Source organism: Micromonospora terminaliae (assembly GCF_009671205.1).
Lineage (GTDB): Bacteria > Actinomycetota > Actinomycetes > Mycobacteriales > Micromonosporaceae > Micromonospora > Micromonospora terminaliae.
On the sequence record NZ_CP045309.1, the window covers coordinates 1032085 to 1044836 of the forward strand.

The window sequence follows — 12752 nt, forward strand, 5'->3', positions numbered from 1 at the left end:
GGTTCAACCCGGGACGGAACTGATCGCCGGGGCGAGCGCGGCGTCGCCGACGGTGCGGGCCGGGGCGACCGATAGCATCGCAGGGGCCGGTACCCGGCACATCCGAACCCGTCGACGACAGGAGTCACCGTGTCCGCACCCCGTACCCCGATCGTGGCCGACCCCGTCGTCGTCGCCGCCGGGTCGACGGCGGCCGACGCGGTGGCCGCGGCCGGGCTGCCGATGAACGGTCCGAAGGCGATCGTGGTGGTCCGCGACCCGCAGGGCGTGCTGCGCGACCTGGACTGGAAGCCGGCCGAGGAGACCGCGGTCGAGCCGGTCGCCCTGGACAGCCCGGACGGGCTGAACGTGCTGCGCCACTCCACCGCGCACGTGCTGGCCCAGGCCGTGCAGGACGTGTTCCCCGAGGCCAAGCTCGGCATCGGCCCGCCCATCGAGAACGGCTTCTACTACGACTTCCAGGTGGCCAAGCCGTTCCAGCCGGACGACCTGGCCAAGCTCGAGAAGCGGATGCAGGAGATCGTCAAGTCCGGCCAGCGGTTCCGCCGGCGCCGCTTCAACAGCCTGGACGAGGCGCGCGGCGAACTGGCCGCCGAGCCGTTCAAGATGGAGCTCATCGAGGTCAAGGGCGAGGGGCTGGACTCCTCCGAGGTGATGGAGGTGGGCGGCGGCGAGCTGACCATCTACGACAACCTCGCCGCCAACGAGGACAAGGTCTGCTGGTCGGACCTGTGCCGCGGCCCGCACCTGCCGAACACCCGGCTCATCGGCGCGTTCAAGCTGATGCGCTCGGCCGCCGCCTACTGGCGGGGCTCGGAGAAGAACCCGCAGCTCCAGCGGGTCTACGGCACCGCGTGGCCGACCCGGGACGAGCTGAAGGCGTACCTGCGGTTGCTGGAGGAGGCCGCCCGGCGCGACCACCGCAAGCTCGGCGCGGACCTGGACCTGTTCAGCTTCCCCGACGAGATCGGCTCCGGCCTGGCGGTCTTCCACCCGAAGGGTGGCGTGCTCAAGCGGGTCATGGAGGACTACGTCCGCACCCGGCACATCGAGGAGGGCTTCCAGTACGTCGGGACCCCGCACATCTCGAAGGAAGGGCTCTTCCACACCTCGGGCCACCTGCCCTACTACGCCGACGGCATGTACCCGCCCATGGAGCTCGAGGGCGCGGACTACTACCTCAAGGCCATGAACTGCCCCATGCACAACCTGATCTACCGGTCGCGCGGGCGGTCCTACCGCGAGCTGCCGATGCGGCTGTTCGAGTTCGGGTCGGTCTACCGGTACGAGAAGTCGGGCGTGGTGCACGGGCTGACCCGGGTGCGCGGGCTGACCCAGGACGACTCGCACTCCTACTGCACCCGCGAGCAGGCGCCGGCCGAGATCAAGCACCTGCTCAACTTCGTGCTGAGCCTGCTGAAGGACTTCGGCATCGACGACTTCTACCTGGAGCTGTCGACCCGCGACGAGGCCCGGCTCGACAAGTTCGTCGGCTCCGACGAGGACTGGGCGACGGCCACCGCGGTGCTGGAGCAGTGCGCCAGGGAGACCGGGCTGGACCTGGTGCCGGATCCGGGCGGCGCGGCCTTCTACGGCCCGAAGATCTCGGTGCAGGCCAAGGACGCTATCGGCCGCACCTGGCAGCTGTCGACCATCCAGTACGACTTCAACCAGCCGAAGGGCTTCGGGCTGGAGTACCAGGCGGCCGACGGCACGCGGCAGCAGCCCGTGATGATCCACTGCGCGAAGTTCGGGTCGATCGAGCGGTTCATCGGCGTGCTAACCGAGCACTACGCGGGCGCGTTCCCGGCCTGGCTCGCCCCGGTGCAGGTGGTCGGCATCCCGATCCGCGAGGACCACACCGACTACCTCCAGGACTTCGTCACCACCCTGCGCCGCAAGGGCATCCGCGCCGAGGTCGACGCGGGCGACGACCGGATGCAGAAGAAGATCCGCAACGCGCAGCAGCAGAAGATCCCGTTCATGGTCATCGCCGGTGACGACGACGTGGCCGCCGGCACGGTCTCGTTCCGCTACCGGGACGGGTCGCAGCGCAACGGCGTGCCGATCGAGGAGGCGGTGGCCCACGTGCGGGAGGTCGCCGAGTCCCGCACCAACTCCGGCCCGTCGGCCGAGGGCACGCCCAACACCTGAGCGCCCCGTCGCGGGTCCGGCCGGCCAGGCCGGACCCGCCACGGTGACCGTAGGATCGGCGTGTGACTGGGGCGGAACGGCACTTCGACGGCGGCGACGGCGGCGACAACGGTCTGGCGGACGGGCTGGAGCGGCTGTGGACGCCGCACCGGATGACCTACATCTCCGGCGAGGACCGGCCCGCCGGCGGGTACGAGAAGCCGGCCGGCTGCCCGTTCTGCCTCGCCCCCGGCCTGCCGCCCGACGAGAGCCTGGTGGTGGCCCGGGGCGAGCACGTCTACGCGGTGCTCAACCTCTACCCCTACAACCCCGGGCACCTGCTGGTGTGCCCGTACCGGCACGTGGCCGACTACACCGAGCTGGACGCGCCGGAGACCGCCGAGCTGGCCGCGTTCACCAAGGACGCCATGCGGGTGGTCCGGCACGTCTCCAACGCGCACGGCTTCAACCTGGGCATGAACCAGGGCGGCGTGGCCGGCGCGGGCATCGCCGCGCACCTGCACCAGCATGTGGTGCCGCGCTGGGGCGGCGACGCTAATTTCATGCCGGTCATCGGCCGTACCAAGGTGCTGCCGCAGCTGCTCGCCGACACCCGGGACCTGCTGGCCAAGGCCTGGCCGGCCTGACCGGCGCCGGGCCTGCGTGGCGCTGGGTCTGCGTGGCGCCGGGCCTGCGTGGCGCTGGGTCTGCGTGGCGCTTGGCCTGCGTGGCGCGCACCTGGGTCGCCGACGTCCGGGCCCGGTTCACGGCCCGCCGGGCGGCCCCGCCGACGCCGGTCGCACCGGCGGCGCGGCCCCGACAGTACGATCTTGCGCATGGCCCTGCTGCACCGCGCGGAACTGCGCCCCTCGAAGCTCGACCTGCTCACCACCTGGCTGCCCGGCCGGCCCTGGTTCGCCGGCACCCCGGGGGCGGAGGCCACCCGCGTGGCGTCCTACCGGTTCGACGACCCGGCCGGCGAGGTCGGCATCGAGACCATCCTGGTCCGGGCCGGGGACGGGCCGGTGCTCCAGGTGCCGCTCACCTACCGGGCCGCGCCGCTGGCCGGCGCCGAGCGGTGGCTGGTCGGCACCACCGACCACTCCGTGCTCGGCCCGCGCTGGGTCTACGACGCCTCCGGCGACCCGGTCTACCCGCCGGCGCTGGCCGCCGCCGTCCTCGCCGACGCCGGACAGGCGGAGGAGTACTTCGAGGTTGACGGCCGGCGCGAGGTGCGCGCCCCGAGCGTGACCCTGACCGGCGGCCGGGCCGACACCGCACCGGCGTTCGACCTGGTCGACGAGGTGGTCGACGGCGACCCGACGCTGATCCGCGCCGGTGGCGCGGAGCTGGCCCTGGTCCGCCGACCGGCCCCGGCCGACGCGTCGGCGGCGGCCCGGCTGACCGGCTCCTGGGCCGGGCAGGTTGACCCGGTGCTGCTGGCCTACGTCCGCTGACCGGCCGGGCTGCCGGGTCGCCGGGCCGCCGGGCCGCTGGGCTGCCGGGTCGCCGGGTCGCTGGGTCGCCGGGCCGCCGGGCTGAGGGTCGCCGGGCCGCTGGGCTGCCGGGTCGCCGGGCTGCCGGGTCGCCGGGTCGCCGGGTCGCCGGGTCGCCGGGTCGCCGGGTCGCCAAGGCTGCCGGGGGGGCGCCGGACAACCGGGCCGCCGGGCCACCGGACAACCGGGTGGCCGGGCGGCCGAAGCGCCGGACAACCGGGCGGGCCGGCGGCTGCTGACCGTGCGCCGGTCGGCTCGGCACCCGGGGTGAGGACGCCGCCCACGGGTCCCGGGAAGGTGGCAGGATGCGGCGATGGCAGTCAGCACGCGGCCGTTGGGCCGCAGCGGCATCGCGGTCAGCGCCCTGGGCATGGGCTGCTGGGCGATCGGCGGCCCGTGGGCCGAGGGTTCCCGGCCGCTGGGCTGGGGCGCCGTGGACGACGACGAGTCGATCCGGGCGGTCCGCCGTGCCCTCGACCTCGGGGTGACCCTTTTCGACACCGCCGACACGTACGGCGCCGGGCACGGCGAGCGGATCCTCGGGCGGGCCCTCGCCGGCCGGCGTGACGAGGCGGTGATCGCCACCAAATGGGGCTACACCTTCGACGAGCGGACCCGGCAGGCCACCGGGGAGGACGCCTCGCCGGAGTACCTGCGGCGGGCGGTCGTCGACTCGCTGCGCCGGCTGGACACCGACCGCATCGACCTCTACCAGCTGCACCTCGCCGACCTGCCGGTGCCCCGGGCCGAGGCGCTGATCGGCGCCCTGGAGGACCTGGTCGCCGACGGGCTCGTCCGGGCGTACGGCTGGAGCACCGACCGGGCCGACCGGGCCGCCGCCTTCGCGCAGGTGGTCCGGAGCGCCGCCGCCGTGCAGCACGGCCTGTCGGTGCTGCGGGACGCCCCGGCCATGCTGGCCGTCTGCGAGAAGCACGACCTGGCCAGCCTGGCCCGGGGGCCGCTCGGGATGGGGCTGCTCACCGGCAAGTACACCCCGGAGTCCACGCTGCCCCGCGACGACGTGCGCGGCACCGCCCCGAACTGGCTGGAGTGGTTCCGCAGCGGCCGGCCCGCCCCGGAGTGGCTGCGCCGGGTCGCCGCCGTCCGCGGCGCGCTGACCGCCGACGGCCGGACCCTCGCGCAGGGCGCGCTCGGCTGGATCTGGGCGCGCAGCGGCCGGGCCGTGCCGATCCCGGGCGCCCGCACGGTCGCCCAGGTGGAGGAGAACGCCGCCGCGCTGGACCGCGGCCCGCTCGCCCCCGACCAGTTCGCCGAGGTGGAGCGGCAGCTCGCCGCCCTGCGCGCGGCCGCCCTGCGCGACGCCGACCGACCGCACTGGCCCATGCCGCCCGTCCCCGCCGCCCGCCCCTGACCGCGCCGGGCGCCCCGCGCCCCCGCGCCCCGCACCCCGCGCCCGCGCCCCGTCGATCATGGAGTTGTGGCACCGCCGAAAACGGTCTCAATCGGGTGGACCGGGAACCACAACTCCATGATCGACGCGGGTGGGTGCGGGTGCGTGCGGGGATCGCGGGGGGACGTCGCGCCGGTCAGGACCGGGTGACGGCTTCCTTTCGGACCTGCTCGGCCAGGTGGGCGGGCATCGGCTCGTAGCGGGCGAACTCGCGGCGGAAGGTGCCGGTGCCGGCGGTCATCGAGCGCAGCTCGACCGCGTACCGCAGCAGTTCGGTGGCGGGGACCTCGGCGCGGACCAGCGTGCGGCCCTCGGCCTCCGGGTCCGGCTCGGTGCCGAGCACGCGGCCGCGCCGGCCGGACAGGTCGCCCATCACGGCGCCCACCGACGCGTCGGGCACCCGTACGGTGATCTCGTCGACCGGCTCCAGCAGCGTCGGCTGTCCCTTCTCGGCGGCGTCCCGCAGGGCGAGCGCGCCGGCGGTCTGGAACGCCGCGTCGGAGGAGTCGACGCTGTGCGCCTTGCCGTCGAACAGGGTCACCCGCAGGTCCACCACCGGGTAGCCGCCGACGAGGCCGCGTTCCATCTGCGCCCGGACGCCCTTCTCCACCGAGGGGATGTAGTTGTGCGGCACCGCGCCGCCGACCACCTTGTCCACGAACTCGAAGCCGGCGCCCCGGGGCAGCGGCGTCACCTCGATGTCGCAGACCGCGTACTGGCCGTGGCCGCCGGACTGCTTGACGTGCCGGCCGTGACCCTTGGCGGCGGCCGTGAACGTCTCGCGCAGCGCCACCCGCACCGGCTCGGTCTCCAGCTCCACCCCGCCGGCGCGCAGCCGGTCGAGCACCACGTCGGCGTGCGCCTCGCCCATGCACCACAGCACCAGTTGGTGGGTCTCGGCGTTGCGGTCCAGCCGCAGCGTCGGGTCGCCGGCGACCAGCCGGGCCAGGTTGCGGGCGAGGGCGTCCTCGTCGGCCCGGCTCTTCGCCACGATGGCCACCGGCAGCAGCGGCTCCGGCATCTCCCACGGAGCGATGAGCAGCGGCTCCTCCTTGGCGGAGATGGTGTCGCCGGTCTCCGCGCTGCCCGACTTGGTGATCGCGCAGATGTCGCCGGCCACCGCCATGGGCACCTCGCGCAGCGTCGCGCCGAGCGGGCTGTAGATGTGGCCGACCCGCTCGTCGGCGTCGTGGTCGGGGTGACCGCGCTCGGCCATGCCATGGCCGGACACGTGGACCACCTGATCGGGGCGGAGCGTGCCGGAGAAGACGCGCACCAGGGAGACCCGGCCGACGTGCCGGTCCACGGTCGTCTTGACCACCTCGGCGACCAGCGGCCCGTCCGGGTCGCAGGCCAGCGGCGGCCGGGGCGAGCCGTCGACCCCGGTGACCGCGGGCAGCTCGTGCTCCAGCGGCGACGGGAACGCGGCCACCAGGCCGTCCAGCAGCGCGTCCAGGCCGACGCCGGTCTCGGCGCAGACCGGCACCACCGGGTAGAAGTGGCCGCGGGCGACCGCCGTCTCCAGGTCGGTGATGAGCACCTCGGTGTCGATCTCCTCGCCGCCGAGGTAGCGGTCCATGAGGGTCTCGTCCTCGCTCTCCGCGATGACCCCCTCGATGAGCTCGTTGCGGGACTCGAGGATGGCCGGCAGGTGCTCCGGGTCCGGCTCGCGCACCGCGGCCGGCAGGCCCTGGGAGTAGTCGAAGACCCGCCGCGTGATGAGCCCCATGAGGCCGGCGACCGACTCGCCGTCGTCGCCCAGCATCGGCAGGTAGAGGGGGAGCACGTTGTCGCCGAAGACCCGCTGGCAGAGCGCCACGGCCTCGTCGAAGTCGGCGCGCGGGTGGTCGAGCCGGGTCACCGCGACGGCGCGGGGCATGTCGACGGCCGCGCACTCCTCCCAGAGGGCGGCGGTGGCGGCGTCCATGCCGTCGACGGCGGAGACCACGAACAGCGCCGCGTCGGCGGCCCGCAGCCCGGCGCGCAGCTCGCCGACGAAGTCGCCGTACCCGGGGGTGTCCAGGAGGTTGACCTTGACGTCGCGGTGCAGCAGCGGGGCGCAGGCCAGGCTCACCGAGCGCTGCTGGCGCACGGCGGCGGGATCGTGGTCGCAGACGGTGGTGCCCTCGGTGACGCTGCCGGCGCGGCCGATCGTGCCGCTGGCGGCGAGCAGCGCCTCGACCAGCGTCGTCTTGCCCGCTCCGGAGTGCCCGACGAGCACCACGTTGCGAACCCTGCCGGGCTCGGTCACCACCGGCGCGCCGCCGGTGACACCCTTCTCCTGATTCTTCTGCGCCATCGCGGCGCACCTCCCTCAACCGGTGGTGGTGGCGACCGCCGCGCGCGACGGGGAAGCGGCCCGGGCGGGCACCGCGGCGATATCTTCCGGTGATCTCCTGGACGACGGGTGGGCGGACGGGTGATCCGGTGAGCTGGCTCACCTTCCACGCTCGATCTCACACCCGTAACCGGGCCGGCACAAGAGCGCCTGGCGGGTCGGGACGACCGGCTGTGTTCCCGGCCGCTGCCGGCCGTTATCGTGGGACCGCCATGGCGAAGATCTTCCAAGTGTCGGCCCGCGCGGGGATGACCCGCGTCGTGGAGCCGATCGCGCGCGGTCTGCTCCGCGCCGGTGTGTCCCCCAACGCGGTCACGGTGACCGGGACGGCCGGCGTGCTCGTCGGTGCGCTCGGCTTCGGTGCCCGCGGTCACCTCGTCGCCGGTGCGCTGATCGTGACGGTCTTCGCGCTCACCGACCTGCTCGACGGCACGATGGCCCGGATGAGCGGCGGCTCCACCCGGTTCGGCGCCTTCCTCGACTCGAGCATGGACCGGATCGCCGACAGCGCGGTCTTCGGCGCGGTCGCCTACTGGCTGGCCAGCCGGCACGACCAGTCGGGCGTGGCCGCCGCACTGCTCTGCCTGGCCGCCGGTGGCCTGGTCTCCTACGTGAAGGCCCGCGCCGAGGGCCTCGGGATGACCTGCAACGTGGGCATCGCCGAGCGCACCGAGCGGCTGTTGATCGTCGGGGTGGGCGGCCTGCTCACCGGCCTCGGCGTCGGCCCGGCCCTGGAGATCGCGCTCTGGCTGCTCGCCGCCGTCTCGATCTTCACGGTCGGGCAGCGGATGGCCCACGTGTACCGGCAGGCGCAGCTGGCCGGCCGGGAGTGAACCTCACCGAGGCGGGCTACGTCGCCGGGTGGCGCCTGGTCCGGGCGTTGCCCCGGCCCGTGGTCGCCGCCGCCTTCCGGGCGGGCGCCGACCGCGCCCACCGGAGCAACGGCCGGGGTACGCGGCGGCTGCGCGCCAACCTGCGCCGGGTGGTCGGCCCCGACCTGCCCGAGGCGGAGCTGAACGCGCTGGTCCGTGCCGGCCTGCGGTCGTACGCCCGGTACTGGCTGGAGGCGTTCCGGCTGCCCAGCCTGAGCCGGCCGGAGATCCTCGCCGGCTTCCACCTGGACGGCCAGGAGAAGCTCGCCGCCGACGTGGCGGCCGGCCGGGGCGCGGTGGTCGCGCTGCCGCACTCGGGCAACTGGGACGCGGCCGGCGCCTGGGTGGCCGCCACCGGCTGGCCGATCACCACGGTCGCCGAGCGGCTCAGGCCGGAGGGCCTCTACAAGCGTTTCCTCGCCTTCCGGCAGAGCCTCGGCATGGAGATCCTGCCCACCTCCGGTGGCGACCGGCCGGCGTTCGACGTGCTGCTGGACCGGGTGCGGGCGGGGGCAGTGGTGCCGCTGCTCGCCGACCGGGACCTCTCCGCCCGGGGCGTGGAGGTGGAGTTCTTCGGCGGCCGCACCCGGATGCCGCCCGGGCCCGCCCTGTTGGCCATCCGCACCGGCGCGCCGCTCTACGTGGCCTCGCTGTGGTACACGCCGGACCGCGCCCACGCCGCCATCGAGGGCCCGCTGGAGCTGCCCGATCCGGACAGCGCCCCGCTGGACGCCCGGGTGCGCGCGGTGACCCAGCGGATTGCCGACCGTCTTGCGGCGGGCATCGCCCGGCATCCGGAAGACTGGCACATGTTGCAGCGGATGTGGCTGGACCAGGGCACCGACGGCACGCTGTCGCAGCCGGCGGCCACCACCGGGACGATCTGAGGAAGGGGCTGCGGTGAGCGCGAGGAGCGCAGCGCAGCGGAGCCCCGCAGTCGCGAACGAAGGGCATTGACGTGCGTATCGGCATCGTGTGCCCGTACTCCTTCGACGTCCCGGGCGGGGTGCAGAACCACGTCATGGACCTGGCCGAGGCGCTGCTCGGGCTCGGCCACGAGGTGAGCGTGCTGGCCCCGGCCGACGAGGACTCGCCGCTGCCGCCGTACGTGGTGTCGGCCGGCCGGGCGGTGCCGCTGCCGTACAACGGCTCGGTCGCCCGGATCGCCTTCGGCCCGGTCTCGACGGCCCGGGTGCGCCGCTGGATCACCCGCGGCGACTTCGACGTGCTGCACGTGCACGAGCCGCTCACCCCCAGCCTGTCGATGCTGGCGGTGCTCTGCGCCCGGGGCCCGGTGGTGGCCACCTTCCACACGGCGATGACCCGTTCGCGGGTGCTCTCCGCCGCCCAGGGGGTGCTCCAGATCCTGCTGGAGCGGATCACCGCCCGGATCGCGGTGAGCGCCCTGGCCCGCAAGGTCCAGGTGGAGCACATGGACGGCGGCGCCGTGGAGATCCCCAACGGCGTGGCGGTGGCGAAGTTCGCGGGCGTCGAGCCGCTGCCGGGCTGGCCGGGGGAGTGCCCGCCGGGCAGCGGCGGGACGCTCGGCTTCCTGGGCCGGTTCACGGAGCCGCGCAAGGGCTTCCCGATCCTGCGGGACGCCTTCGTCGCGCTGGCCCCGCACCGGCCCGGGCTGCGGCTGCTGGTCGCCGGGCCGGGCGACGCCGACGACCTCTACGACCAGTTCCCGGCCGACCTGCGGGACCGGGTCACCTTCCTGGGCCTGGTCTCCGAGGCGGACAAACCTCGCATGCTGCGCAGCCTGCACCTCTACGTCGCACCGAACACCGGCGGGGAGTCCTTCGGGATGATCCTCACCGAGGCGCTCGCCGCCGGCACCACCGTGGTGGCCAGCGACCTGGACGCGTTCCGCCGGGTGCTGGACGGCGGGCGGGCCGGCCGGCTCTTCCCGACCGGGGACGCGGCCGCCCTGCGTACCGCCCTGGCCGAGCTGCTCGACGACGGCGGGCAGCGGGCCGCGCTGACCGCCTGCGGCGACCAGGTGGTGGCGAATTTCGACTGGCCCGTGGTTGCCCGCCGGGTTCTGGAGGTATACGCAGCGGCGATCGAAGCCACCGACGGCCGGGTCATGGACCAGGAATGGGCGGGGCTGGGCTGAACCCGGTGGCCGGTGGGGCCGCTGTGACGAGCGCGTCGGCCGGTGCCCCGCACCGGCCGGGCGGGATGAGGAGCAGCACTACGATGCCGGGCATGTGGTGGGTGGTGGGCGCGGCGCTGGTGCTCGGGCTGGTCTCGGCGTACCTCATCTGGACCGCCGGCCGGGTCGAGCGCCTGCAGGCCCGCGCGGAGTCGGCGGCCCGGGCCCTCGACGCGCACCTGCTGCGCCGCGCGGCCGCCGCCGCGGTGCTGGCCGAGCAGCGCTACGGCGTGGAGCTGTACTCGGCCGCCCGGATCGCCCTGGATGCCGTGGGCGAGGAGCGGGAGGCCGCGGAGAACGACCTCACCCGCCAGCTGCGCGCGGTCGAGCTGGATCCCGAGGACCCGGCCTGCGAGGCGGTGATCGCGGCCAGCCGGCGGCTTGCCCTGGCCCGGCAGGTGCACACCGACCTGGTCCGCGACGCCCGGGCGGCCCGGGGCCGCCCGCTGGTGCGCCTGCTCCGGATGGGGCGCGGCCGGGAGTGGCCCCGCTACTTCGACGTCGACGACCCGACGCTCACCCCGCGGGCCGACGTCACCACCGGCTGAGCGGGGGCGGTGACCCGGCCCCGGTGACGGCGGCCACAGAGCAGGCCACCGGGGGTCTGATTGGCTGTCGGACCGGCGTTGACCCCGTCGTAGCCTTCTGGCAGCCACCCCCGAGCCCGTCCAAGGAGCGATGACCCGTGCCCGAATCCACCTCCCCGAACACCAACGCCAACCCGGTCGTCGGCACCGCCCGCGTCAAGCGGGGCATGGCCGAGATGCTCAAGGGCGGCGTGATCATGGACGTGGTCACCCCCGAGCAGGCCAAGATCGCCGAGGACGCCGGCGCCGTCGCCGTCATGGCGCTGGAGCGGGTGCCCGCCGACATCCGCGCCCAGGGCGGCGTCTCCCGGATGAGCGACCCGGACATGATCGACGGCATCATCAACGCCGTCTCCATCCCCGTGATGGCCAAGGCCCGGATCGGCCACTTCGTCGAGGCGCAGGTCCTCCAGGCCCTCGGCGTCGACTACGTCGACGAGTCCGAGGTGCTGACCCCCGCCGACTACGAGAACCACATCGACAAGTGGGCCTTCACCGTGCCCTTCGTCTGCGGCGCGACCAACCTGGGCGAGGCGCTGCGCCGGATCACCGAGGGCGCCGCCATGATCCGCTCGAAGGGTGAGGCCGGCACCGGCGACGTCTCCAACGCCACCACCCACATGCGGAAGATCCGCAAGGAGATCCGCCGGCTCCAGTCCCTGCCCACCGACGAGCTGTTCGTGGCCGCCAAGGAGCTCCAGGCGCCGTACGAGCTGGTCAAGGAGGTCGCCGAGACCGGGAAGCTGCCCGTCGTGCTGTTCACCGCGGGCGGCATCGCCACCCCGGCGGACGCGGCCATGATGATGCAGCTCGGCGCCGAGGGCGTCTTCGTCGGCTCGGGCATCTTCAAGTCGGGCAACCCGGCCCAGCGCGCCGCCGCGATCGTGAAGGCCACCACCTTCCACGACGATCCGGACGTGCTGGCCAAGGTCTCCCGCGGGCTGGGCGAGGCGATGGTCGGCATCAACGTCGACGAGATCCCGCAGCCGCACCGGCTGGCCGAGCGCGGCTGGTGACGGCGACCGAACGGGGCCCGGGCCGGGCCCCGTCCGACGAGCGAGAGGAGCGAGAGGTGACCGCACCCGTCATCGGTGTGCTCGCCCTCCAGGGCGACGTACGCGAGCACCTTGCCGCCCTGGCCGGGGCCGGCGCGGACGCCCGTCCGGTGCGCCGCCCGGCTGAACTGGACGAGGTCGACGGCCTGGTGATCCCGGGCGGCGAGTCGACCACCATGAGCAAGCTCGCCGACATCTTCGAGATGCGCGAGCCGATCGACAAGCGGATCGCCGGCGGCATGCCGGTCTACGGGTCCTGCGCCGGCATGATCATGCTGGCCGCCGAGGTGCTCGACGGCCGCCCCGACCAGCGCGGCTTCGCCGGCATCGAGATGACCGTCCGGCGCAACGCGTTCGGCCGGCAGGTCGACTCGTTCGAGGCGCCCGTGGAGATCACCGGGGTCGAGGGGGAGCCGTTCCACGCGGTCTTCATCCGGGCCCCCTGGGTCGAGCGGGTCGGCGCGGGCGTCGAGGTGCTCGGCCGGGTCACGGACGGGCCGGCCGCCGGCCGGATCGTCGCCGTGCGGCAGGGGCACCTGCTGGCCACCTCGTTCCACCCGGAACTCACCGGCGACCTGCGGCTGCACCGCTACTTCGTGGACCTGGTCCGCGCCGCCGCCTGACCGCTTTCCTCCTGGTTGCGGCATTCCGCCCGGACGGTTCCGGTCTCCTCGGGTGAGGCGCCCGGGCCCGCCCCGGGTG

11 protein-coding genes are annotated in these 12752 nt (G+C 74.4%); 10 read left to right on the top strand and 1 reads right to left on the bottom strand.

The genetic code is table 11. From position 1 onward, the window contains the following. The first annotated feature begins 129 nt into the window (after positions 1-129). The 4 genes from thrS to GCE86_RS04695 all read left to right on the top strand — a co-directional run bounded on the left by thrS (position 130) and on the right by GCE86_RS04695 (position 5001). On the top strand, positions 130-2154 hold the full coding sequence (gene thrS / locus GCE86_RS04680; protein ID WP_154225780.1) for a threonine--tRNA ligase: 2025 nt from the start codon (positions 130-132) through the stop codon (positions 2152-2154). Positions 2155-2216: 62 nt separating this feature from the next. Next, complete coding sequence (locus GCE86_RS04685; protein WP_154225781.1) at positions 2217-2780, top strand: HIT family protein; 564 nt, start codon at positions 2217-2219, stop codon at positions 2778-2780. A gap of 189 nt (positions 2781-2969) precedes the next feature. Next, on the top strand, positions 2970-3590 hold the full coding sequence (locus tag GCE86_RS04690; RefSeq protein WP_154225782.1) for a CG0192-related protein: 621 nt from the start codon (positions 2970-2972) through the stop codon (positions 3588-3590). Positions 3591-3942: 352 nt separating this feature from the next. After that, complete coding sequence (locus tag GCE86_RS04695; protein WP_154225783.1) at positions 3943-5001, top strand: aldo/keto reductase; 1059 nt, start codon at positions 3943-3945, stop codon at positions 4999-5001. A gap of 175 nt (positions 5002-5176) precedes the next feature. Here GCE86_RS04695 and GCE86_RS04700 read toward each other — a convergent pair whose 3' ends face one another. Continuing rightward, on the bottom strand, positions 5177-7339 hold the full coding sequence (locus tag GCE86_RS04700) for an elongation factor G-like protein EF-G2 (protein WP_154225784.1): 2163 nt from the start codon (positions 7337-7339) through the stop codon (positions 5177-5179). 251 nt (positions 7340-7590) lie between these two features. On the opposite strand from GCE86_RS04700, the gene pgsA reads away from it, so the two are divergent. From pgsA to pdxT, 6 genes are all read left to right on the top strand, one after another. Next, entirely contained in the window at positions 7591-8211 is a 621-nt protein-coding gene (gene pgsA / locus GCE86_RS04705; protein WP_154225785.1) for a phosphatidylinositol phosphate synthase, read from the top strand. Further along, the gene (locus GCE86_RS04710) at positions 8208-9137 is read left to right on the top strand and encodes a phosphatidylinositol mannoside acyltransferase (RefSeq protein ID WP_154225786.1); all 930 of its coding nucleotides are present in this window, start codon (positions 8208-8210) and stop codon (positions 9135-9137) included. Before pgsA ends, GCE86_RS04710 begins: the two co-directional genes overlap by 4 nt. Positions 9138-9208: 71 nt before the next feature. Beyond that, positions 9209-10369 (top strand): glycosyltransferase family 4 protein, encoded by a 1161-nt coding sequence (locus GCE86_RS04715; protein WP_154225787.1) that lies wholly within the window; start codon positions 9209-9211, stop codon positions 10367-10369. A gap of 83 nt (positions 10370-10452) precedes the next feature. After that, positions 10453-10956 (top strand): hypothetical protein, encoded by a 504-nt coding sequence (locus GCE86_RS04720; protein WP_154225788.1) that lies wholly within the window; start codon positions 10453-10455, stop codon positions 10954-10956. 137 nt (positions 10957-11093) lie between these two features. After that, complete coding sequence (gene pdxS, locus GCE86_RS04725; protein ID WP_148426792.1) at positions 11094-12011, top strand: pyridoxal 5'-phosphate synthase lyase subunit PdxS; 918 nt, start codon at positions 11094-11096, stop codon at positions 12009-12011. Positions 12012-12067: 56 nt separating this feature from the next. Continuing rightward, positions 12068-12673 carry a pyridoxal 5'-phosphate synthase glutaminase subunit PdxT gene (gene pdxT / locus GCE86_RS04730; protein ID WP_154225789.1) on the top strand — a complete coding sequence of 202 codons (606 nt, stop codon included), beginning with the start codon at positions 12068-12070 and terminating at the stop codon, positions 12671-12673. Positions 12674-12752: the final 79 nt, after the last annotated feature.

What these genes read in the sequence shown, in the direction of transcription:
- GCE86_RS04700 (WP_154225784.1), bottom strand. Translation starts at nt 7,339, where the DNA reads ATGGCGCAGAAGAATCAGGAGAAGGGTGTCACCGGCGGCGCGCCGGTG.
- GCE86_RS04695 (WP_154225783.1), top strand. Translation starts at nt 3,943, where the DNA reads ATGGCAGTCAGCACGCGGCCGTTGGGCCGCAGCGGCATCGCGGTCAGC.
- GCE86_RS04720 (WP_154225788.1), top strand. Translation starts at nt 10,453, where the DNA reads ATGCCGGGCATGTGGTGGGTGGTGGGCGCGGCGCTGGTGCTCGGGCTG.
- GCE86_RS04690 (WP_154225782.1), top strand. Translation starts at nt 2,970, where the DNA reads ATGGCCCTGCTGCACCGCGCGGAACTGCGCCCCTCGAAGCTCGACCTG.
- pgsA (WP_154225785.1), top strand. Translation starts at nt 7,591, where the DNA reads ATGGCGAAGATCTTCCAAGTGTCGGCCCGCGCGGGGATGACCCGCGTC.